Source organism: Pararhizobium gei, assembly GCF_029223885.1.
GTDB lineage: Bacteria > Pseudomonadota > Alphaproteobacteria > Rhizobiales > Rhizobiaceae > Pararhizobium > Pararhizobium gei.
This window is the reverse complement of sequence record NZ_CP119410.1, coordinates 230,075-251,037: the sequence shown is the minus strand read 5'-3', so window position 1 is coordinate 251,037 and position 20,963 is coordinate 230,075. Positions and strand designations below refer to the sequence as shown.

Genomic DNA, 20,963 nt, shown 5'->3' with positions numbered 1-20,963 from the left:
AGAACGTCGCGTCAGCGACGTATAATTGCGCCCTTGGATCCGCTCTTGTCGAGCGGCGGGATCATTCGCCAAATGCTGACGCTTTGGCGAGGTACAAATTTGTACCTGTCCTGCCGGGGAAAAATCGGGGACTCTCATCCCACCATTCCACGGATATCACTGGAGATTGCATCCCGATGAAGAAGCCAATGTCCAAAATCCGCGAAGAACTTGCCCGCTTGCAGGAACAGCTGAAGCAGGCGGAAACGCGTGACGCCGAACGCATCGGCCGCATTGCGCTGAAGGCCGGACTTGGAGAGATCGAAGTCGACGACGCCGACCTTCAGGCAGCTTTCGAGGACGTTGCAAAGCGGTTTCGCGGAACGAAAGCCGGATCGAACGGAAAAGAAAAGGGTGCCGCTGGAGCGACCGGAACATCGTCGGCCACGTCGCTCAGCGCTGGCGCGGCTACGAGCCAGGCTGGCGAGGCTTGAGCGGATGCAGCGGCTGACCACAGCAGAGGCCAGAAAGAAGGACGCTCGCGAGAAGATCGAGTTGGGCGGCCTGATCGTCAAAGCCGGGTTGCGCTATGAGAAACGCGCGCTTCTGTTGGGTGTGCTGATCGAAGCGCAAAAGAAAATCAAGGACGATGAGGCGGAGCGATCCCGTCTGACCGCAATCGGCGCGGAGGCATTCGGCAATGACAGCGACTAGGATCCTGCTCGCCGTTGTCCCGCCGCTGATGATGATTGCCATCGCCCTCGCGTTGCCGGGGATCGAACAATGGCTTGCGACGTTCGGAAAAACGGCAGAGGCGAAATTGACCCTCGGCCGAATTGGACTGTCGCTGCCCTATATCGCGAGCACTGCGATCGGGCTGATCTTTCTCCTCAGTGCCCAGGGATCGGTCAATATCAAGACCGCAGGGTGGGGCGGCGTGGCAGGATCGGTGGCCGTCATTGCACTCGCCATCGTTCGGGAAGGAATACGGCTTTCGCAATTTGCCGGAGAGTTGCCAGCGGTCCGGCCGATCCTGTCTTATATCGATCCGGCAACAATGACAGGTGCTGCGGCAGCTCTCTTCTCCGGCATCTTCGCGCTGCGGGTAGCGGTGATCGGCAACGCGGCATTCTCGCGTTCCGAGCCGAAACGAATCCGGGGTAAACGTGCGCTGCATGGCGAGGCGGAATGGATGAAACTGCCGGAAGCAGGGAAGCTGTTCGCAGAGGGTGGCGGCATCGTCATCGGCGAGCGATATCGTGTCGATCGCGATAGCACAGCGGCACTCTCGTTCCGGGCCGATCTGCCTGAAACATGGGGCGCCGGGGGCAAGTCACCGCTGCTCTGCTTCGATGCTTCGTTCGGATCCTCACATGGCATCGTGTTCGCCGGCTCCGGCGGTTTCAAGACCACGTCGGTGACAATTCCAACGGCGCTGAAATGGGGCGGCACGCTGATCGTCCTTGATCCATCCAATGAGGTGGCGCCGATGGTTAAGGCGCACCGGATTAAGGCCGGCCGTGATGTGATCGTGCTCGACCCGAAGCATCCCGATATCGGGTTTAATGCCCTCGACTGGATCGGTCAGCATGGCGGGACGAAGGAAGAGGATATCGCCGCGGTCGCCTCGTGGATTATGAGCGAAAGCGGCCGCGCCAGCGGCGTACGGGACGATTTCTTTCGGGCATCCGGCTTGCAGCTGCTGACGGCGATCATCGCCGATGTCTGCCTCTCCGGTCATACGGAAAAAAAGGATCAGACGCTGCGGACAGTGCGCATGAACCTCTCGGAACCGGAGCCGAAGCTGCGCGCGCGGCTTCAGGAAATCTACGACAACTCCGAGTCCGATTTTGTGAAGGAGAACGTGGCAGCGTTCGTGAACATGACGCCCGAAACCTTCTCCGGCGTCTATGCCAATGCGATCAAAGAAACACATTGGCTGAGCTATCCGAACTATGCCGGTCTCGTGTCCGGTTCGACCTTTTCGACCGATGACATCGCGTCGGGAAAGACCGACGTGTTCGTCGCCCTGGATCTTAAAACGCTGGAGACCAATGGAGGTCTGGCGCGGGTAATCATCGGCTCATTCCTGAACGCCATTTATAATCGTGACGGAGCGATGCCGGGACGCGCTCTGTTCCTTCTCGACGAGGTCGCGCGCCTGGGTTTCATGAGGATCCTTGAGACGGCACGCGATGCCGGCCGCAAGTACGGGATCACGCTTCTGATGATCTATCAGTCGATCGGCCAGATGCGCGAAACCTATGGCGGACGCGACGCCACCAGCAAGTGGTTCGAAAGCGCGAGCTGGATCAGTTTCTCAGCGATCAACGATCCGGAGACCGCGGACTATATCTCCCGGCGTTGTGGAACAACGACGGTCGAGATCGATCAGGTCAGCCGCAGCTTTCAGGCGAGGGGTTCGTCACGAACCCGATCAAAGCAACTTGCCAGCCGACCATTGATCCAGCCGCACGAAGTCCTGTGCATGCGTGCCGATGAGCAGATTGTGTTCACCGGGGGAAATGCGCCGCTTCGATGCGGTCGCGCGATGTGGTTCCGGCGAGCCGACATGAAGTCCTGCGTTGGCGATAACCGCTTCCATGGAAACCGTGGACCATTGGAAATCAAGGTCTGAGGGAGAACCCAGATCCGGAGATCGGGAGATGAGATATTGGGAAGCCTGCGAGGCACAGGTCACGGCAGAAGCGGCCATCGAAGAATGCCGCATCCATCAAATTGAGGCAATCGTTCGCAATAGCGATAGGGCTTTAGTAGATGTCACGACCGGTGATTTCATCGCTCAGCCAGACCAGCAAGCCAACGATTGCGGCGCCGATATTCTCGGTTACCTGGGATACTGATCAATGGCAGTCGGCTATCGCGGGAGGATCGTTACCGGGATCGGCGAAGACCACAGCCGGGCTTCGTTCGCTCCAGCGAATAGAGCCGTACGCCAAAGGCGGACCGCCCCGCGCTCCTTCTGTCCATACTTCACAAAACTGAATCGTTCCGCGACCATCGATTCACAACTGTCGTTGGACGCATGGGCCCAATTGCGCGATTCTCTCACCATGATCGCCCAGCCATATCGCCTCTATATCGAACGCACGGACGCCGAGAACAACATGGCGCGCTTCTATGCCATGTCGATCGAACCGACCCTCTTCGGAGAGGCCTGTCTTATGCGGCGCTGGGGACGCATCGGAACCAGAGGCCAGCTAAAGGTTCATCACTTCGAGCAAGAGAAAGACGCGGTTGAATTGTTCCTCGATCTCGTCAGGCAAAAACGCCACCGGGGATACCGTACAATCAACTCGGCGCAACATACGTACCGGGACAGCTTGCAGCGGCCTTAGCGCCAGCTTCACCGAAGAGCGATATGAAAACCATCTCTGACGGATCGAACTCAAATTGAGACCCATGGAATTGCAGAAGAATGACCATAGCCTTCGGCCAGAGTTCCGTTATCCCGTGAGAAAGATCATCGTCTCGATCGCAGTATCCGGCTGTGCGCTGGGCGCTCACATATTTGGGATCGTTCCAGTCGCCGAGGCTGCGAGCTTGGTCATCAGTCCGGAGACGACATACCGGAAATGTTTCGGTGGTGATCGCTTCGCCTGCGTCGTGGACGGAGATACTCTCTGGATTGAGGGCGCAAAAATCCGCATTGCCGATATCGACGCTCCCGAGATCAGCGAGCCGAAATGCGCAACGGAGCTGGCGCTTGGAAATCGAGCGACCGATCGCCTGATCGAACTGGTCAATCAGGGTTCCGTCAAGCTTCGCGCATGGCCCGGACGCGACGAAGACAGATACGGTCGCAAGCTCCGCGTCCTCATCCGTGACGGCAGGAGCCTCGGCGATATCCTCGTATCGGAAGGCCTGGCCAGAACCTGGACGGGCCGTAGACAGCCCTGGTGCTGAAACCGGCCCACGATTGCTGGCCGTTGCACAACGCCGTTATCGGCGCCTGCTCCAATCTGTTTCAAAGGAGATCTCGATCTCGACGAAGAACGGGATCTTGATCGCGAGCTTCAGGCCGAGTTTGCCCTTCCGGAAAAAGTGACAGATGATTTTGCCAAGGTTGCGGAGTTGACGGCCGGTGGCTGCGAGGAATTGCGCGAGACGTTGCATGGTGGTTTCTCCTTGTCGATTGCGGACATCGCAGGGATCTGCCGCAGGCCGGGACAAGGAGGGTTGCATCGGTACGGCCGCAGCGAAGCGGAGGACTTATCGACATCTGAATTTTGGCGCGCGAGAAGACGCGAAGCGGCGGGGAAAATTCTGATGGCGATGAGTTGCTGCCCGACGACCGGACTGCAACATCCCTGATGTCGATGGCCTCGCTCGACAAGGACACCGTGCAATGTCTCCGCCTTTCGACACCTTACACAGAGACCACGCCTGGCTGTGTAGTCTACCGCCCTCAGAAGGGCGGCTCGGCATCGACGCTTCCGTCCTGCCCTGCCGTGATGATTGCCAACTCCGCTTGAGCCAGGTCCAGCTCGGTCTGGATCTCGCGGCGCTCCGCAGCGTCGCATGCGTTCTTGAGCTCGGCGCGCAGTTCTTCGATGTGCTGTTCGATCGTCATCGTCTCATCTCCTTGAGTTTGTGAAAGACGATTTGGCAGGGCGGGACGGGATGGCGGGGTCAGGGATCGCGGATGCGACCGCCAGCGGTGGCGAGTGGGGGAGCCGATTTCGTGCGGGCGCTCAATGAGCGTTCGCGCGAAATTGGGGGAACCGCTCGTCCTTGAGGCCGTCATTCCGACCCGGCATCCTCGACAGATCTGAGCAGCTATCCCCCGTTTCCGTATGCCACCAAAAAAGCAGGACCTGGCTCGATACCGGGTCCTGCTTTGACTTCTCGGCAAAGGAGAAGGCTCCGCCGACGGCGGAGCCCCGTGATGTCAATCAGTCCCGGTTCGGGCGGGACCAGATGAGCTGGAGGCCATCCTCGCCTTCAACTTCGGCGAGCGTTGCGTAGATCGGAGCTGGGAAGCTCGGATCGTCGAGCTTGACCGAGAGGTAGTCGCGGCCCTGTTCGGAGGTTTTCTGCCAGGCGGCACCTAGCTCGACGCTGCCGGCGTAGACGCGGAACTGCGGGCCCTTGTCGGAGGGGTTCTCGACCCGGGCGATGCGGGCCTTGACGCTGAGGGCGAGCGTGCGGATGGAGCCGGTGAAGCCGTTTTCGGTGGAGGTGAATGTGCCGATGGTTGCCATTGTCGTATTCCTTTTCTCGTGTTCGGGCCGCGCCCATCGCGACCTCGATAGCTGTCAAAAGACCGGTGACGATCGGACCGCACCCAATAGGGCCGGAATGAAATGGAGGGCGGCAAGTCGCAGATTTGTTAGTGGGCGAGGAGAAAGGCGCAGCCTTCCGGGGTAAGAAATCTGCGGCTAGCCGTTGCGGGAAAACGATCGAGGCGCAGCCGGTCTCCGGTCAGACATGCCTCATCGAGCCCGCAGATGGGTTGCCGGAAACTCTGACGTGAAGGGATATGGCAATGGTGTTCCGCCGCTCTCGCCCGGGCACGAATGGCATCTTGCGCCATCCCCCGCTTCGACCGTCGTTGCTTGCTTCTGTCGGGGGACACGAGCCCCTCGCATCATCGGCCCACTTGCCCAACTTACCCTGTGCGATATCGTTGCACTCGCGAATTGCCACCTGGAGGATCAATGCGCCAGCAGACCAAGCCGTTTATTGTCGAACGTAGACCGACCCGCAAACCCAAACCCGACGCTCAAAAACCGTCAATCTGGGGAAGGCTGGATGCTGACATCGCACAAGGTCTCAAGGACGAACGGGACATGGATCACGCGGTCGCCACAGGCGGTGACAACCGCGACTGAGCGTCAGGCTGCAGCCTTGACTTCCGCTTGCGGCTGCAAGGAATGCAGGAAACTTACAGCGCGCTGCGCATGAGCCGCCGCCTGGAAGATCGCCCGCTTGTCGTTGGTCAGCACCGATAGCCACGACTGCAGGTAGGATGCATGATCCGGCCGCGGCTCGAGCTCCGGTGCGATGCCGAGATCGGCGCAGAGGAAGCAACTGCCGAGCTCGGCAATAAGTTCTTCGCGCGCGCGATCCGTCCGGTCCTTCGCATAGCGCGACAGGTCACGTCCGACGCGATGTTCCGCCGCCGTCCAGTGGGTCGCCTCATGGCTGAGGACGGCCGCGTATCCGGCAGCATCACAGAACGCCTCGAAGGGCGGCATCTGGATGTAATCCATGATCGGCGAATAATAGGCCTGGTTGCCGCCGTGCCGGATGACCGCGCCGGTGTTGCGGAAAAAGAGATCGGCGCTTTCTATTCGCTCGACAGGATCCCGGACCCTGGCCGGCGGAGCATGATAGGTGTCGGGCAAACCCTCGATCTGCTCTATATTGAACACAGAATATGCCTTTAGGAACGGTATCTCTCGATCGACATCATTGCCGTTTCCGTCGGCCACCGACTTTGTGAACCGGCTGGCGAAAACGACTGTCGAGCCGGTTTCGCCCTTTCGCACGGCCCCGCCCAGCTCGAGGGCCTGTTTGAAGGTCATCCACATCGAGGAGGAGAAGCCGCGCGATACCTGCTCCGACCACAGGAGCAGCACGTTCATGCCGGAATAGGGGAGGCCATTGTGGCGCACCGGCCGTGTAATGCGACTATGCGTGTTGGCGGCTCTCCATGGTTTCATCCAGGGGCGAACGCCCTGTTCGAGATCTTCAACGATCCGATCGGTGATCTGCGTGTAGATATCCGCACGGTCCGATTCCGATTTCTTCGTCATGACTTCTTTTCCTTTTCTCAGGACCGCGCCTATCGCGGTCCGTCACGGAGGTCCGAAGTCAGGGGCCGATGGCGCGGCCATGCACCGAACGGCCGCAACAGCGTGGAGGACGGCGAAGCCCTTGCATGGGTGCCCGGCTCCTGCAGGACCGCCGAGCGGGACGGGCCGCGATAGGCGCGTCTCCCGTTCTCCATTTCAACAAAGAAAAGGCCGGCGCATGCAGGCGCCAGCCAAGGAACAAGAAGGAAGGGGCGGGGTGCGACCCCGCCGTTCGTATTATCCGAAAGCGGCTAACTGAGCTTCTGCTGCTTTGCGGTCGAGCGATGCGCCCGGATTTTCGACCGGCCGGTCGAAGGGCTTCCAGGTCTCGCCGATGACCTGTTCGTAAGCCGCGACTGCGCCCTCGGCTGCCATGCGCAGCGCGTGCGACTGGACACCCATGTCGGCCGCGAACTCCCGCTTGCGCTGGGCGGCGCTGTCATAGCCGACCGGACCATCGAGATCCTCGTCGCGGGCATCGTTGGACGCCTTGGCCGTTGCGTCGCGCGCCTCTGTGACGGCGCGGGAGTAGAATTGCCCGGCGCCATGCGCGGATCCGACAAACGCCCCGACGATGCGCTGGAGGTGGATCTGCATCGCCTTCTCGCCGAGGCCTTCGGAGAGGCTTTCGGCGGTCTCGACGATCAGCCGCTCGTGAAGGCTGCGTATGCCATCGCTGTCGACGACTGCCGTGCCGAAGCTTGTCGCGATCTTGGACGCCTGGGTGGCGTCGGGGCAGGAGAGGCGGACCATTTCGAGGGTGGTAGCGCGGCGAGATTGCGAGACCCGTGCGTTGGAGCGATTTGGGGTAGAGGACTTGGCCATGTCTGTTCCTTCCTTGGCTTCCGAAGCGGTACCGGCCCGTGCCGGTCTGCCCTTCGATGCGGACGACCAAGAACCGGCAAGGGACGGGTGGCTTCACAGGTCCGATCCGGCTGAGCCAGCAGGGCAGGGTTGCGGGCCAGCAGGTCTTGACCTGAGCAGACCGCGAGCCTGCCCTCGCGCAGAGAGGCTGGATCGGCCGCCCCGCGGCGCGCAAGCGGCCTTGAAACGACCGGCCGCCGGTTCAGACCGCAGCGAACAAGAAGGGCAGTCCGCCACGAGTCCGATATCAATCCCAAGGCAAGCGATAGACATGGCCAAGCCCACCATGACGATGACATCGCAGCCGGGTAGGACATCGCCAGGTCCTTTCGCCTCGGGTCCTCCTATATCGCCGGATGCAGCACAGGCTCGCGGTCGCGATGCTGGAACGCCCCGATGACCTGCTCCTGCATCGCCAGCCTGCAGGCGATCATGTCGAGTTCGACCCAGCGCTCGAAGGCAAGGCGGTCGACGATCTCCCGATGGTAGAGACGGGGACTGGACCGGCGCCGCGCGCGGCTCCGGACCTTCACTGTGGTCGCCTGTCTTCCGGCGCGCGCCGCAATCTGGCGAGTCAGACAATCGAGATGCCGCTGGGTCTCGCGCCGGGCGCCGATTGCTTTCGCCAGCGGCCTCGAGAGGCGGATGTCGATCATGACCCATCCCCCCGGCTTCGCCAGCCAATGAGGGAGGAGGGGCCATCATATTCAGCGTGACGAGCGAGATCGATGACGAAGCCGAACCGCCCCCGCACCGCATATTCGTCGCTTGCCACCAGAAAGCGGCGTTCTTCACCACCGCCGATCTTCGCCACGACCTCCGTCATGCCGGGGCGCTGATCGGACAAGATTGCCGACATAACGATGTAGTCCGCCGCATAGCGTTGATCGAACACACGGCGATCCTTGGCCCAGCTCTCTCCCTCGGCGAGCGAGCGGCCATGGATTTTCTCCCAGGCGTCGGGCCAGGTATTGCGGATGATCTTTTCTGCCGTTGACCGCTCGTAGGCGGTGAAGAGGTCCGGGAAACTTACCGCGACGATCGCCCATTCGCAGTCTTCCTCGTACCAGGGCATATCCTTGCGCAGCAGCGGATGGACCTTGGCATTGCGCTCTGTCGACAGATGGAAACCGCCATGCCCTGATGTCATGTGAGCGACGACGCCCTCGGCATAGACAACCGCCGTCTGCGATCCGCCCCATGGTGTGCTTACCGACATGCGGGTTTGCACGCGGTGCAGCTTGGCCACATCGCGTTTGTGACCAGCAGTCTCGGCAACGCGCGCCCGGAACTCGGCCTCATCGGCAACCCGGCCGTCCTGCCCGATGAAATCTGCCCGCGTCAGATCGGCGAGTGGCCGACGGATCGCACCGGCGCTTGCAACAAAAGCATAGCCGCTGGGTGATGTGATCATGCCAAGGACTAGGTCACCGATGCGGGCCACGGGTAGACCGTCCGCGCTGGTGGCAAACTCCACCCCCGAAGATCGGGGGTGGATGCTGTCATGTTCGAATCGAGGGCGGCAGTCATGCTGCGGCCCTCTGATCGAAGTCCTCGTCAAGCTCAGCGTCATCGGGACGGTCTGCCCCCTGCATGCCTTCCCGTTCCATATCGTTGTCGTTCTCCCCATCCTGGTCCTCAGCGGGATCATCAGCGCGGCCGTCGTCGCGCGACCCGGCGCCGACGACATCTGTGGCAGAACCTGCCTGGATCCAGTCGAGCAGTTCGTCAGCCGGCGGTGCGAAGCGACCCGACGGATGGACAAAGTGCTTAGTTGCGAAATGCTCGACGAGCGCTGTACGCGTCTCGCGGACCTTCGGGCGCGGCTGGATCGATGCCTCAGCGCAAGAGGCTTCCAGTGCCTGGCGCGACAAGCACAAGAGGAAATCTTCCGAGCCCATGTTTGGCAGGAACGCGTCGGCGCCGATCGCCTCGCCGGCGATGCGCGCGACCATGCCGCTGTTCGACATGCCACGCCGGCACGAGAGGACGTCGATCAGCACCGAGCGGGCGGCGACCCGAAGCGTGTCCTGATCGAAGGCGAGCCTGCCATGCTCGTCAAACAGTCCGACGGCATGACGCGAGAAGCGCTTGCCGCCGTAGAAGGTGCCATCTGCGCCGGAGTCGATGCGGACATTCTGGCCGGCGAACGCCAGGACCATCAGCGCCATCAGCATATCATCCTCGATCGGCGCGCGACCGAGCGCATCGTGCAGGGCATCAGTGCGGAAATCGCCGATCATGTCGTGGCCCTTCTGGGTGACGTCGGGCCGGGCTTTCGGCGTGGCGACAGCGTCGGTGTCATCGCCGCCAGTGACCGATCCGTCGCCAACAGCACCCTTCGGCTTCGCCGCCTCGGGCATGCGGTAATGCACCGTCTGGACCTTGCCGTCACGATCGAGGTAGAGCGCCGTATGGTCGGACTTGGACGGCTTGCCGTAAACTTGGGATCCCTTCTTCGGCAGTTCCGGCTGGCCCCAGCTGTTGACCTCGACGATCGCGCCGCGCTTCGGCAGGTTGCTCGTCATCCATTCGTGCTGGGCGCCAAGAAAACCTTCGACATTGGTGGTGTAGCGGCCGTCCTCGTCGGCCGGTGCGAAGAGATCCTCCACCCATTCGATGCCGTAGGCCTGAGCCAGATCGTCACCGAAGCTCGCGTCCCTGGCATACATGCGCTTTTTCGTCAGCGCATTGGCGATCTGCCACCATGGCGCCGTATCACCCTTCTTGGGCTTGTGCGCTTTCCAGACCTCCTTCTGTTCGACCTGGCCCGCCGCTGCGATGGTCCGCAACTGCTGCTCGGACGGCATGTCGCCCAGCGCCATCTGCTCCAGCATAGCTGGCAGGACATTGGCCAGCAGGCGCAGCTTGCGGATCTGGCGAACGGGGAGGGCGAGAGCGACGGCGATCGCCTCCTCGGTCCAGCCGAGAGCAACGAGCCGTTCGATGCCGCGCCATTGATCGACGGGATTAAGAGCCTCGCGAACGCTGTTCTCGACCATGGAACGCATCGCGCCATTGTCGTTGGCTGCATCAACGACGAGGATTTCGATTTCTTCGAGACCGGCCGCGATGGCGAGGCGCACCCGACGATGCCCAGCGTCGATGATGTAGCCGTTTCCACCATCTGTTTCCGGCGCGACCACCGGCGGCTGGACGATGCCGACGGCCTTGATCGTCGCCAGCATCAGCGCATCGGCCTGCGGCGAGGACTTCGACTGGCGCATCCGGTCGGGGTTTTCCTTCAGAGCGCGCGGGTCAACCTTCATGATCTGCATGGGATTTGTCCTTGTCTAGAGAGTTCCGGACCAGCGCCATGCCAGCCCTTCCTGTCTTCATTGTTCTCGAAGACACCTCCCGGACCGCCGAACGGCCGGACTGACGCAACTGCGGCCGAGCATCCCTGCTGCGAAGGACAAGCGGGGCTGACAGCCCTGCGAAGAACGAGTGGCCGGGATAGCGCAGGCGGCGGTTGAGCGTACGCGTCGGCAGGAGGACCGATCGGCGAGCGCTTTCTTGATCTATTCTTCCCTGCAACTCTCCTCCTTTTCATTGCAGGCCAAGCTTCTTTCAGCTTAATCGAATGTCGTTGCGGCGCATGGTTCGAAACCGATCGTTCGGACCGAGGGGGAAAGATGGACGAAAAAGACAAACCGGGAGAGGCCAGAGGCCTTGGGCCTCGTTGGAACATGAAGCCTCAAGGCCAGGCGCAGATAAGCGGCGTGATCCTGGGGGAGGTGCTAGACGCACTGCGTGGCGCAAGCATCTCGTTACTGAGATCTTGGCATCAAAGCGAAGCTCGGGCCCTTCGATCTATCGATCGCGGTAGGCCAGTCACGCGAAACAGTCGATGAGCGATTGAAGAAAATCGACGCCGCCCGACAAAACATGCGCGAGGCGCTTGAGGCTATTGACGAACTGGGGATCCAAGCCGACAGGAACAAGGCAGAGCTTTCGATGCTTGCGACAGCGATAGCAGCTGCGAACGATCAAAAGTCGACTTTGATTACAGAAGCGCAGGCACTTGAGGCGTTGAAAGCTATTGAGACGGAAGCAGCCCGAAAAGCGCTGGGAGTACCGACGAAAGCGCAACGGTGGGCAGAGCGCGGTATCGCCGTCTTGCCTGGTGTACTGGGCTCGTACGTCGCATCGGTCTTGTGGCAAATGACGTGGCCACAATAAGACGGCAAGAAAAAAGGGCCGACGGAGTAAACCGCGGCCCATAAAGTGTGGAGATCTTTGACCTCCAGAGGGGAACAGCTGCTGCGGCGGAACTGGGAGGAGACCGCCATATGCATCAGCTGTAGGCTTTATGCCTGATTTTTGGCCAATCGGAAAACATTTATTGTGCAATACAGCTATGCAGCCAGCGCGTTGGTCTCATTGCCGAGGCTGCCCGCCAGCTGAGTTTCGATGTCACGTAGTTCGCGCCTTTTCTCCTTCAGGTAGTCAGCGAACGCGAACGCTCCTCCGTCTCGGGAACGGTATGAGGCCAGCCGGCGCTCGGCCTCTTCCAACCGCCGGCGATACTGAAGCTGTTCCTGCTCGAAGCCGTCGAGTCCGTGCTCCAGCCGTGAGATGGCGCCGAGCGGCGTGACCGTGATTGCAAGGTCGATCCCATACTCTCCCCCGGTGCGCTGGACCAGGGTCTCATAGCGATAGCCGTCGCCCTTGCCGAACCGCTCCCCCTCATAGACGAGATCGAAGCCGCCGATCGTGGCAAGATGCACCTCGCCCTCATGCTGAAGCTGCAGAAGCGTGAGGATTTCCTTCATCAGCGCCTGGCCCGCTTCCTTGCGCTCGGCATGTTCTTTACCGAGCACCGTCATGGTGAAGGCATCGCCGGTGATCGACTGTCGCCGCGCGATGTCCTGGCCGATTTCGTCAATCCGCCGGGTTGAGACCTCGATTTCGCGCTCTGCATCGCGCATCTGCCGGCGGACGGCGTATTGATCGTCCTCGTGGGCAGCGCGCAGCCGCTCAAGCCGGGCAATGTCGGCCTCAAGCCCGGCCTTCTGCATCAGGCGCTCGTCACCGGAGGCAATGGCCTTGGCCATCGCGAACTGGTTGGCAGCCCCTTCACCGACATCTTCCAGCCGCCTGATCGAGGTGTCGCCGGATAGGGCCGCGGCAATGAACCGGGCTTTGCGCTCATTATTCTGCCACATGCTGGCATCCAACGAGGCTTCCGTCGCATAGGCGAAGATATCGACCTCCTCGTGCTGGTTGCCCTGGCGGACGATCCGGCCTTCTCGCTGCTCGATCTGCGACGGCAGCCATGGGACATCCAGGTGATGGAGCGCCTTCAGCCGAAGCTGGGCGTTGACGCCCGTGCCCATGGTTTCAGACGAGCCTATCAGGAAACGAACCTTGCCGGCCCTGACATCGCCGAACAGTCGCTGCTTGGCTTCGGTCTTCTTGTAGTCCTGCATGAAGGCGATTTGCGAGGAGGGCACGCCGAGCCGGATCAGCTCGTCGCGAATGAACCGATATGCCGAGAAGCCTCGGCTCTTCTCGACGTTGATCGTGCCGAGATCGGAAAAGATCATCTGGGCAGCGCCCGGTAGCTCAAAATCCTTGCCATCGGGACGCCGATAGATGGCTTCCCCGCTTTCCTTCCATATCCGATGGGCATTGCGGACGAGCAGATTGAGCTTGTTATTCTCCTCGTTGTCGGCCGCCGGCATGACGAAGCGCAGGTCGATCGCCGCATGGCGCCCATCAGTAATGACGGACAGCAGGATGTCGTCACCGGGCTTGGCGGGACCCTCGCGCTGCTCGATCGCCTTGATCCTGCTGCCGAGGGCCTGCTGATAGGTCTTGAACAAAGCCGTCGGCTTGGCAGTCATGATCTGCCGCCGGCCGGTCGAGATGTTGGGCACCTTCACGTATTGCCGCAGGTCATCCGGCAACACCACATCGGCAAACGAGCGGAACATCGCGATAAGTTCGGGCACGTTGACGAAGGAAGCAAAGCGGCTGACAGGCTTATATTTGCCGGATGGCTGGATCTCCAATTCCGTAGTTGTATCGCCGAAGCAGGAAGCCCAGGCATCGAACTCGTGCAGCCCTCGCTCAGAGAGTGCCGCATGACCGAGCAGGCGCTGGATGGAGAACATCTCGCCAAGCGTATTGGTGATCGGCGTGCCGGAGGCAAGCACGAGCGCGCGGCCTGGGTTCCGCATCTCGATGTAGCGGGATTTGACATAGAGATCCCAAGCGCGCTGCGAGCCATTTGGATCGATGCCCTTCAGCGTCGACATGTTAGTGGCAAAGGAGAGCTTGCGGAATTCCTGCGCCTCGTCGACGACGATCTGATCGACGCCGATTTCCGAGATGGTGAGAAGATCATCCTTGCGGGTAGCGAGACCTTCGAGCCGCTCCTGCAAACCTTCCTTCAGCCGCTCAAGGCGCTTGCGCGAAACGCGATCCTCACTGTCGACCTTGGTCAGCAGATCCTCATAGAGTTGCAACTCGCCGTGGATCATCTCCTGCTCAAAGGCAGACGGCACGGCGATAAATCGGAACGCCGAATGCGTGATGATGATCGCATCCCACGTTGCAGTCGCCGCACGCGACAGATAGCGGGCGCGCTTGTCCTTGGTGAAATTGGTCTCGTCGGCGACGAGAATGCGGGCATTCGGATAGAGGCCTAAAAACTCGCGCGCCGCCTGCGCCAGGCAATGGCCGGGGACGACCAGCATGGCCTTGGCGATCAGTCCAAGGCGCCGCTGTTCCATGATGGCCGCCGCCATGGTCATCGTCTTACCGGCGCCGACGGCGTGGGCAAGATAAGTCGAGCCATCGGCGATGATCCGCCATATGCCGCGTTTCTGGTGCCCATACAAAACAAAGGCGCCAGAGGCGCCAGGGAGTTTCAGGTGGGAGCCGTCGAATTTCCGCGGCGCGATGTTGTTGAAACGGTCATTGTAGCCGCGGGCCAGCCGGTCGGTTCGATCCGGATCGGTCCAGACCCAGTCCTGGAATGCCTGCTTGATCCTCTGGAGCTTGTCGCGCGCGGCTTCCGTATCGACTACATTGAGGACCCGGCGCTCACCGTCGGCATCCTTAAAGACGTCGAAGATCTGAGGGACCCGGCTATTCAGCGCGTCAGACAGCAGGTCGCCGGCGTGGCGGCGGCTCGTTCCCCATTCCGATGTGCCAGCAGCGCTGTAACCAAGCTGCCGTGCCTCCACCGTCCAGGACCCAAGCTCCGGCATGTGGTAGATGCGAATTTCCGCCTCCATCTTTTGCCTGACGAAGGCGACGACATCGGCGGCCGGGATCCAAGGTGCGCCGAGGCGGGCTGTGATGTCGGATGGCCGGAGATCAGCCGGCTGGACCTCCTGGAGGGCGCGGACATTGCGCTCATAGGCGGGGTCGAGCTCGGCCGCTGCCTGCGCGGCGGCGAGCTTCGTGCGGACGGCCCCTGAAAGATATCCGTCTGCCATCTTCCACGATCCATCGGCCGGATCACGGAAGATGGCCTCGCCCAGCGCGTCGACCACATCAGCAGGATCGCTGTGCAGCAGCTCGGCGACATGGTCGATATCGACGTGGCCTCGTTCATTCAGCACGACGGCGAGCGCATCGGCAGGTGAGGTAATCGTCGGTGCGGCCGGCGGAGCAATCACGCGTTCGGAAAAAATCGGCCCCGGTTTCGCCGTGTCCGTCTCCAGATCGTAGTCCTCGATCGAGGCGACCAGCCAGCAATCGGGATCGTCGCGGAACGGTGCGAGGTTCGGTTGGCGATGCGTTTCCTTGACCTCGCCGGTCTCGATATCCTCTTGAACGGACACGACTGTGTGGTTGATCGGCCCGAAATCGCGCACAAAACTCGACCAGGCAATGCGCAATCGGATTTGGAGATCGCGCCATGGCCGATCGGCTTCCTGCGCCTTCAGGACCTCGCGCACTGCATCGCGAATCGGGATCAGCTTGCTGATGATCCGAACGTGTTTTTCCGGGATTCCATCGCCTGAGCGACCCTTGCGGACGGTGACCGGCACGGCCGATCCGTCGAGCATCTGCATCAGGCCCTTCGACCGGTCGAGGAAGAAGCTGCCCTCGCGAACAGTCCCGCCCTTCGGCTGTAGATCGACGATCTCGCCGAGTTCTTCCTCCAGATCAATATCGATCAGTGTCGGTTCGCCGTCATAGAGATCGGCCGGCAGAAGCTCGATGGCAGTGGCAATGGCGGCTTCGAGATTCTCTCCTTCGCGGGGCCGGCATGTGTAGGTCTCGCCGAACGGGCCGGAGGTCAGGGCGTGTGTGCCGAGCACGAAGTCCGGATGCCGACCAAACCAGCGATTGACCCTGATGGCGCCTTCTTCGTCGGTGGCCGGCCTGATCTCATCGACATCGAGCCACAGCTGATTTCCCTCCGGCTCTCCGGGCTTCCGCTTGCGGAAGAACAGGATGTCGACGGCGACATCCGTGCCGGCGTCGCGACGGAAGCTGCCCTCGGGCAGGCGGATCGCTGCGATCAGGTCGGCGGATTTGGCGATATGCTCCCGTGCCGTGGTATCGGCCTTGTCCATGGTGCCATGCGAGGTAACGAAGGCGGCGAGCGCACCGGGCTTCAGCAGGTCAATCGACCGGGCGATGAAATAGTCGTGCAAACGAAGGCCAAGCGATCGGTAAGCGCGGTCCGAGCGGACGGTGCGATCGGAGAAGGGTGGATTGCCGATGGCGAGATCGTAGATCGGAGCCAGATCCGTGCGGGCAAAATCGCCATTGATGATCCGCGCCTTCGGCTGAAGCAGGCGGGCGATGCGAGCGGTGACCGGATCGAGTTCAATCCCGGTCACATAGGCGACGTCGCGATATGGCTCCGGCATCAGGGCCGGGAACAGCCCCGTGCCGATGCCAGGTTCCAGCACCCGGCCGCCGCGCCAGCCCATTTTCTGGACCCCAGTCCAGATTGCCCTGATGATGAACTCCGGCGTGAAATGCGCATATTGGGTGCAGCGGGCAAGCGACGCGTAGTCGGTCTCAGAAACCGCGGTCTCGAGCGAAGAACCAATATCGTCCCAGCCCTGGCGGAAATCGACCTCGCCTGGCCGACGGAAGATACCGTTGGCCAGTTCGCCGGCGCCGAAGCCGGTGAAGCGGATCAACTGCGCCTGTTCCTTTGCCGTCGCCGGCCGCTCCTGCTTGGCAATGCCGTCGGCGACGAGTATCGCCGCGACATTGGCGCGGGCGCGATCCTTCCAGGAGGCGGCCAGCTTGCGGTCACCGTCGAGATAGAAGTTTGCCCGAAGCCTTGCGCGCCGGACAGGCGTGGCAGCGACGGGGAGGGCGGATGCAGGTGCTGGCGGCAGGGGATCCGGATCGTCGTCATTGGCGGCATCAGGCGAGAACCCGCCGAACGCTGTCACGCCAAGCCCGGGGCCGGACGAAAGCACGCTCGAGCCGAACATGTCTGATGTAAAGGGATCGTTGCTCATGGGAAAGCTCCTTGAAATGAGGGCGTGCGCCATCGCTCGGCCACCGAGAAGACCGCTTTCGGCGCGGAGTTTGCGAATGATGATCTGGCTCAGGCGGCGAGGGCTGAGGGGAGGTGGCGTAGATGCTCCGGCAGCTTGGCCGCGATCTCGCCGTCAGACAGGGTGTCGAGCAACTTCAGAAAGCTGCCTTCACTGCCACCGTAGAGCATCACCGTACGATGGCCTTGCATGGGCTTGGGCCAACGCGCGCTGGCATAGCCTCGATAGTCGTCGGTGGTCGTGCTCCAGATATGCTCGAGCCGTTCTTCGCGGCTCATCGCCCGGACTGGTCGGGTTTCGCGGTCAATGATCGCGATCCGCATCGCCTCCACAGAGTCCGGGTCCGAGAGGTCGCAGTAGGTGTGAAAGTAACGGACGGCTTCATCGATCCGGATCGCATAAAACACCGAGGTCACCGAACCGGTCATGAATTCCCGCATCGCAAAGATCGGCCCGCGCATCCAGAGCGGCGGCAGAATGTCCAGCATATAGGAGTAGGAGGTTTCATCGATCTCAAACCATTCGCCGGCATAGACGGCGGATTGGTCGCTATCAAAGCGGTCGGGGCGCATCGTGTGCCTGTCGAACATCCGGAACATGTCGGCGCGCTTGGCCACGCCCTGGAATATTTTGCGGGGAAGGGCTATCGAGGTCATCAGCTTGATCCTTTCGGGGGTTTGGACCGAAGGCAGTACAAGTCTTTTCGACCTTGCCATTCTCTTCAGTCCTTCATGACCCCTTCCGCGCTGCCGGCCTCGTGTCCGGCCGGGTCAAGGGCCGGCGCATGCCGGGCGGAGCCTCCCTTGATGCGGCCGGCGCGCATGCGGCAGGCCTCGTTGTTCTTCTCGCTCTTCCTTTCCCATTTTTCCCTCTCCCTGTTTTTTAGAACCTCGTTCCAATCCTCCGCCGGCGGACGTAACCGCTGCCAGTCGCAGCCGGATGACTCGGCGAGCGCCCGCAATCGTTCTGCATAGACATCCCCTTGCGAATTGGCATCCGTGGCCGCGACCAGTGTCAGGCCCGGGCGCACCGCAAGTTCCGCAAGCGCCGCATCTGTCGCCGGAGACCACCCACCACCCGTGCTGAGATAGAGAGTTTGCTCGCGCAAACCCTCGAGCGCTGCGAGGCTCATCGCGTCGATCGCGGCCTCGGTAACGCAGAGACGAAAGGCATCGCATGGTCCAAAACGGAAGAGAACCTTCGAGCCCCCGGTGGCAAAGCCACGCCAGGCGGGACCGCGCTCCTCCCAACCCACAACGCGACCCGCGCCATCGACATGGGCTGCCCACATACTGCCGAAGGGTCCTTCCCGCAGGACACCCGCCCGGATCGCCTGCCGGGCGATGGCAGTCGGGATCCCGCGCGCCCAGCACAGATAGCGCCAGGTACTGGATCCGGGCGAAGGCGAGCGCCGGCTGCGCCAGCGTTCGCAAATGTCTTTTACTGGCACTGAAGACCGCGAGGACCTCCATTCCGGCCGGGAGAGTTGATACCCGACAATTGACGCGACCGCTTTTATTGCGGACGGGAATGGAATTCCTTCCAGGAACATGGCAAGGCCGAATACATCGCCTTTCTCGTCGCTGAGCGGATCGAACCAGCCGCGTCCGTCATGCGTGACAATGACGATGTTGCCGCCACACCGGTATTTGACGGCGCGGCGCGTGCTTTCTTTGAGATCGATTTCGTAACCGGCCTGCTCCAGCACGGCTTCGCAACTCACCTTGGCGCGCAGCGCCTCCAACTCTTCTCTCTTCATTGTTTTCCGATCACTTGTCGATCGCCCTTCTTTTCCAATCCGCATACCTGCGGCCATCCTCGTTTCCGCCGCGAAGAATGGAGGGGGCAAGGGCGCGGCAATCAAGGTGCAGATTTGCACCGGCCGCGGCGGAGCTTCCCTTGCGGCCGACAGGTCGCCAGCGGCAGGGACATGCGGGGCTCAATGAGACCCGCGGGGGAAATATTCATGCACGATCTCAAGATCGTCTTCGTCATCGAGTTCGTCGGACGGAAGGACGCCGAATTCGTCCCCGGATTTGAACAGGGTGACGGGAACCATGAGGATGCGGGAAAGCGAAAATGCGTGGCTTTGGGCGAGTGCAAGATCCTGTGCCATGTGAGAAACCTCCGTCCGGAGCGGGCCGATCCCGCTCGATGGCTCCTCAAAGGACCGGGGACGGTCGCGATCACCGCGCAGTCGAAGACAAGCGGCGGCAGCTTGCTAGCCGACCCCGAAAGTGGGTTGATCGACGGAGATCCGGACATGGTCCAGGACGCCATCATAAAGAGCGGGATTGGTTTGATTCGGCGGGAATTGAGGTATCCGGCAGAGATGGTTCACGGAAGCCAGCTCAGCATTTGTTGCTGAGCATCTGTCTGACCAGCCCACAAGTCAGCGACGGCCGGCTTTCTCCCGATCGGACAGGGCTTTGAGAACAGCGAAGTCCATCTCAGCGCGTGGTTCTATCCGGGCTATCTCGCTTGCGACTTTCGACCAGTGCCAGAACTCGTCGAGATCACCACTGGACCGGCTATGGAACGCACGGCGCTGTGCTTCGTAGTAGGACCCGGCTGGATCCGAAATTGCGAGAAGCCTGGCATCAGCCTGCCATCGCCGCCGTATTGCCCGGCGATGTGCGCGCCACTGTGTGAGGAAGCGGATCATCAATCTCTCGAGACCGGTGGCGATAGAGGCAAGTTACCACAAAATCCGAATGATAGAGAGGTGGCATTATATGTAGTATTTCAATAGCTTAGAAAACATCAGGTAACCATATTTATGGAACTTTTGGCTAAACTCCGGAGAGATACTCGGGGCAACCGCATGTCAAAGTAACAAGAATGAATAGGAGCAGGACCTAACCGGGGCAATGACGAGCGCGATCACTCTTTGCAGATGCTAGCCAGGAACGTGAATGGGTGATGCCTAGGCATCACCCTCCTTTCGCTTCTTCAGCCATACAATGTAGTTATCAAGGAATAGGATCAAATTTCAGTTCGCTGAGAGGAACGACCTTGTCGTTGCGTTTGATCTTGTACTCCGTGTCCGGGCCGAGCCACTTGTCCCAGATCTTGCCGAGTTCGCCGGAGGTGTCCAGCGTGTGCAGCGCTTCGTTGATCTTGGCAGTCAGGGCCGGCTGATCCTTGGCCATGCCGATGCCGATCGGCTGGAACAGCATCGGATCCTGGATCATCCGCATCTTCTTGCCCTTAGTCTGCGACTCGTTGACGAACTTCGTTGTCGTCATCGTATTGGCGACCATGCCGCGGGCCTTGCCCTGCTGTACGGCGAGATAGGCGGATGCCGTATCCTGGAAGGTCAGCGGATCCGACTTGTTGAGCTTGATCGACATCTCGGAGGTCGAGCCCTTTGTGGAAGCGATGCGCTGGCCGGCGAAATCGGCCTTTGACTTGCCCGGATCTTCGTCCGGAACGATCAGCATTTCCTTGGCGAGATAGTAGGGATCGCTAAACTGGATCTGTTCGGCGCGGCTGAGCGTGTAGGCCAGGTTGGCGACGGTAATGTCGACGCGGCCAAGCTTGACTTCAGGAACGCGGGCTTCGACCGAAACCGGCTTGACTTCGGCCTTGACGCCGAGTTGCTTGGCAATGGCGTTGCAGAGGTCGACGTCGAAACCGGCCATTTCGCGGGTCTTGGTATCAGGTGCTGCGAACGGCGGAACGTCGGCGAACGTCGCACAACGCAGCGTCTTATTCGACATAATGTCGGCGAGTTGGTCGGCATGTGCCGGGGTGACCGAAGCTGCCGCCGCAAGGGCGAGGCCAAGGGGGATGCATTTCATTTTCATGC

22 protein-coding genes are annotated in these 20,963 nt (G+C 61.1%); 9 read left to right on the top strand and 13 right to left on the bottom strand.

Annotated features, from left to right (window positions below; all coding sequences use genetic code 11):
* The first annotated feature begins 176 nt into the window (after nt 1–176).
* The 6 genes from traC (at nt 177) to PY308_RS22230 (ending at nt 3,906) form a co-directional block, all read left to right on the top strand.
* Nucleotides 177–473 carry a conjugal transfer protein TraC gene (gene traC, locus PY308_RS22255; RefSeq protein WP_275791352.1) on the top strand — a complete coding sequence of 99 codons (297 nt, stop codon included), beginning with the start codon at nt 177–179 and terminating at the stop codon, nt 471–473.
* Nucleotides 474–477: 4 nt separating this feature from the next.
* Nucleotides 478–693: a type IV conjugative transfer system coupling protein TraD gene (gene traD / locus PY308_RS22250; RefSeq protein WP_275791351.1), complete on the top strand. Its 216-nt coding sequence runs from the start codon at nt 478–480 to the stop codon at nt 691–693.
* Nucleotides 680–2,617 carry a Ti-type conjugative transfer system protein TraG gene (traG, locus tag PY308_RS22245; protein ID WP_275791349.1) on the top strand — a complete coding sequence of 646 codons (1,938 nt, stop codon included), beginning with the start codon at nt 680–682 and terminating at the stop codon, nt 2,615–2,617. The genes traD and traG overlap by 14 nt, the downstream gene beginning before the upstream one ends.
* Nucleotides 2,618–2,645: 28 nt before the next feature.
* The gene (locus PY308_RS22240; protein ID WP_275791348.1) at nt 2,646–2,843 is read left to right on the top strand and encodes a hypothetical protein; all 198 of its coding nucleotides are present in this window, start codon (nt 2,646–2,648) and stop codon (nt 2,841–2,843) included.
* Nucleotides 2,844–2,846: 3 nt separating this feature from the next.
* Nucleotides 2,847–3,338 carry a WGR domain-containing protein gene (locus PY308_RS22235; protein WP_338051095.1) on the top strand — a complete coding sequence of 164 codons (492 nt, stop codon included), beginning with the start codon at nt 2,847–2,849 and terminating at the stop codon, nt 3,336–3,338.
* Nucleotides 3,339–3,402: 64 nt separating this feature from the next.
* Nucleotides 3,403–3,906, top strand: coding sequence for a thermonuclease family protein (locus tag PY308_RS22230; protein WP_275791347.1), 504 nt, complete (start codon nt 3,403–3,405; stop codon nt 3,904–3,906).
* A gap of 36 nt (nt 3,907–3,942) precedes the next feature.
* On the opposite strand, the gene PY308_RS22225 is transcribed toward PY308_RS22230, so the two are convergent.
* The 3 genes from PY308_RS22225 to PY308_RS22215 form a co-directional block, all read right to left on the bottom strand.
* On the bottom strand, nt 3,943–4,116 hold the full coding sequence (locus tag PY308_RS22225; protein ID WP_275791346.1) for a hypothetical protein: 174 nt from the start codon (nt 4,114–4,116) through the stop codon (nt 3,943–3,945).
* Between the two features lie 292 nt (nt 4,117–4,408).
* Entirely contained in the window at nt 4,409–4,573 is a 165-nt protein-coding gene (locus PY308_RS22220) for a hypothetical protein (RefSeq protein WP_275791345.1), read from the bottom strand.
* Between the two features lie 322 nt (nt 4,574–4,895).
* Nucleotides 4,896–5,204, bottom strand: coding sequence for a DUF736 domain-containing protein (locus PY308_RS22215; protein ID WP_275791344.1), 309 nt, complete (start codon nt 5,202–5,204; stop codon nt 4,896–4,898).
* A gap of 456 nt (nt 5,205–5,660) precedes the next feature.
* On the opposite strand from PY308_RS22215, the gene PY308_RS22210 reads away from it, so the two are divergent.
* Nucleotides 5,661–5,834: a hypothetical protein gene (locus tag PY308_RS22210; protein ID WP_275791343.1), complete on the top strand. Its 174-nt coding sequence runs from the start codon at nt 5,661–5,663 to the stop codon at nt 5,832–5,834.
* 3 nt (nt 5,835–5,837) lie between these two features.
* Here PY308_RS22210 and PY308_RS22205 read toward each other — a convergent pair whose 3' ends face one another.
* From PY308_RS22205 to PY308_RS22185, 5 genes are all read right to left on the bottom strand, one after another.
* A complete protein-coding gene (locus PY308_RS22205) occupies nt 5,838–6,761 on the bottom strand; it encodes an ArdC family protein (protein ID WP_275791342.1) in 924 nt (307 codons plus the stop codon).
* Between the two features lie 276 nt (nt 6,762–7,037).
* Entirely contained in the window at nt 7,038–7,625 is a 588-nt protein-coding gene (locus tag PY308_RS22200; protein WP_275791341.1) for a hypothetical protein, read from the bottom strand.
* Nucleotides 7,626–8,008: 383 nt separating this feature from the next.
* Nucleotides 8,009–8,320, bottom strand: coding sequence for a hypothetical protein (locus PY308_RS22195; RefSeq protein ID WP_275791340.1), 312 nt, complete (start codon nt 8,318–8,320; stop codon nt 8,009–8,011).
* Nucleotides 8,317–9,078 (bottom strand): DUF7007 domain-containing protein, encoded by a 762-nt coding sequence (locus tag PY308_RS22190; protein WP_275791339.1) that lies wholly within the window; start codon nt 9,076–9,078, stop codon nt 8,317–8,319. The genes PY308_RS22195 and PY308_RS22190 overlap by 4 nt, the downstream gene beginning before the upstream one ends.
* Before the next feature lie 112 nt (nt 9,079–9,190).
* The gene (locus PY308_RS22185) at nt 9,191–10,942 is read right to left on the bottom strand and encodes a ParB N-terminal domain-containing protein (RefSeq protein WP_275791338.1); all 1,752 of its coding nucleotides are present in this window, start codon (nt 10,940–10,942) and stop codon (nt 9,191–9,193) included.
* A gap of 580 nt (nt 10,943–11,522) precedes the next feature.
* On the opposite strand from PY308_RS22185, the gene PY308_RS22180 reads away from it, so the two are divergent.
* Nucleotides 11,523–11,846 carry a hypothetical protein gene (locus PY308_RS22180; RefSeq protein WP_275791337.1) on the top strand — a complete coding sequence of 108 codons (324 nt, stop codon included), beginning with the start codon at nt 11,523–11,525 and terminating at the stop codon, nt 11,844–11,846.
* Between the two features lie 176 nt (nt 11,847–12,022).
* On the opposite strand, the gene PY308_RS22175 is transcribed toward PY308_RS22180, so the two are convergent.
* The 3 genes from PY308_RS22175 to PY308_RS22165 all read right to left on the bottom strand — a co-directional run bounded on the left by PY308_RS22175 (nt 12,023) and on the right by PY308_RS22165 (nt 18,911).
* Nucleotides 12,023–17,113 carry a helicase-like domain-containing protein gene (locus tag PY308_RS22175; protein WP_275791335.1) on the bottom strand — a complete coding sequence of 1,697 codons (5,091 nt, stop codon included), beginning with the start codon at nt 17,111–17,113 and terminating at the stop codon, nt 12,023–12,025.
* An 89-nt stretch (nt 17,114–17,202) separates the two neighbouring features.
* A complete protein-coding gene (locus PY308_RS22170) occupies nt 17,203–17,808 on the bottom strand; it encodes a DUF1419 domain-containing protein (protein ID WP_275791334.1) in 606 nt (201 codons plus the stop codon).
* A gap of 65 nt (nt 17,809–17,873) precedes the next feature.
* A complete protein-coding gene (locus PY308_RS22165) occupies nt 17,874–18,911 on the bottom strand; it encodes a DUF3991 and toprim domain-containing protein (RefSeq protein WP_275791333.1) in 1,038 nt (345 codons plus the stop codon).
* Between the two features lie 207 nt (nt 18,912–19,118).
* Between PY308_RS22165 and PY308_RS22160 the strand changes: the two genes are divergently transcribed.
* The gene (locus PY308_RS22160; RefSeq protein ID WP_275791512.1) at nt 19,119–19,520 is read left to right on the top strand and encodes a hypothetical protein; all 402 of its coding nucleotides are present in this window, start codon (nt 19,119–19,121) and stop codon (nt 19,518–19,520) included.
* A 24-nt stretch (nt 19,521–19,544) separates the two neighbouring features.
* On the opposite strand, the gene PY308_RS22155 is transcribed toward PY308_RS22160, so the two are convergent.
* The gene (locus PY308_RS22155) at nt 19,545–19,817 is read right to left on the bottom strand and encodes a hypothetical protein (protein ID WP_275791331.1); all 273 of its coding nucleotides are present in this window, start codon (nt 19,815–19,817) and stop codon (nt 19,545–19,547) included.
* 307 nt (nt 19,818–20,124) lie between these two features.
* Nucleotides 20,125–20,961, bottom strand: coding sequence for an ABC transporter substrate-binding protein (locus PY308_RS22150; protein WP_275791330.1), 837 nt, complete (start codon nt 20,959–20,961; stop codon nt 20,125–20,127).
* Nucleotides 20,962–20,963: the final 2 nt, after the last annotated feature.

Coding starts and splice junctions, on each gene's coding strand:
- PY308_RS22215 (WP_275791344.1), bottom strand. CDS start 5,204: ATGGCAACCATCGGCACATTCACCTCCACCGAAAACGGCTTCACCGGC.
- traG (WP_275791349.1), top strand. CDS start 680: ATGACAGCGACTAGGATCCTGCTCGCCGTTGTCCCGCCGCTGATGATG.
- PY308_RS22165 (WP_275791333.1), bottom strand. CDS start 18,911: ATGAAGAGAGAAGAGTTGGAGGCGCTGCGCGCCAAGGTGAGTTGCGAA.
- PY308_RS22220 (WP_275791345.1), bottom strand. CDS start 4,573: ATGACGATCGAACAGCACATCGAAGAACTGCGCGCCGAGCTCAAGAAC.
- PY308_RS22195 (WP_275791340.1), bottom strand. CDS start 8,320: ATGATCGACATCCGCCTCTCGAGGCCGCTGGCGAAAGCAATCGGCGCC.
- PY308_RS22210 (WP_275791343.1), top strand. CDS start 5,661: ATGCGCCAGCAGACCAAGCCGTTTATTGTCGAACGTAGACCGACCCGC.
- PY308_RS22160 (WP_275791512.1), top strand. CDS start 19,119: ATGCACGATCTCAAGATCGTCTTCGTCATCGAGTTCGTCGGACGGAAG.
- PY308_RS22240 (WP_275791348.1), top strand. CDS start 2,646: ATGAGATATTGGGAAGCCTGCGAGGCACAGGTCACGGCAGAAGCGGCC.
- PY308_RS22235 (WP_338051095.1), top strand. CDS start 2,847: ATGGCAGTCGGCTATCGCGGGAGGATCGTTACCGGGATCGGCGAAGAC.
- traC (WP_275791352.1), top strand. CDS start 177: ATGAAGAAGCCAATGTCCAAAATCCGCGAAGAACTTGCCCGCTTGCAG.
- PY308_RS22170 (WP_275791334.1), bottom strand. CDS start 17,808: ATGACCTCGATAGCCCTTCCCCGCAAAATATTCCAGGGCGTGGCCAAG.
- PY308_RS22155 (WP_275791331.1), bottom strand. CDS start 19,817: ATGATCCGCTTCCTCACACAGTGGCGCGCACATCGCCGGGCAATACGG.
- PY308_RS22225 (WP_275791346.1), bottom strand. CDS start 4,116: ATGCAACGTCTCGCGCAATTCCTCGCAGCCACCGGCCGTCAACTCCGC.
- traD (WP_275791351.1), top strand. CDS start 478: ATGCAGCGGCTGACCACAGCAGAGGCCAGAAAGAAGGACGCTCGCGAG.
- PY308_RS22190 (WP_275791339.1), bottom strand. CDS start 9,078: ATGATCACATCACCCAGCGGCTATGCTTTTGTTGCAAGCGCCGGTGCG.
- PY308_RS22175 (WP_275791335.1), bottom strand. CDS start 17,113: ATGAGCAACGATCCCTTTACATCAGACATGTTCGGCTCGAGCGTGCTT.
- PY308_RS22200 (WP_275791341.1), bottom strand. CDS start 7,625: ATGGCCAAGTCCTCTACCCCAAATCGCTCCAACGCACGGGTCTCGCAA.
- PY308_RS22205 (WP_275791342.1), bottom strand. CDS start 6,761: ATGACGAAGAAATCGGAATCGGACCGTGCGGATATCTACACGCAGATC.
- PY308_RS22185 (WP_275791338.1), bottom strand. CDS start 10,942: ATGCAGATCATGAAGGTTGACCCGCGCGCTCTGAAGGAAAACCCCGAC.
- PY308_RS22230 (WP_275791347.1), top strand. CDS start 3,403: ATGGAATTGCAGAAGAATGACCATAGCCTTCGGCCAGAGTTCCGTTAT.
- PY308_RS22150 (WP_275791330.1), bottom strand. CDS start 20,961: ATGAAAATGAAATGCATCCCCCTTGGCCTCGCCCTTGCGGCGGCAGCT.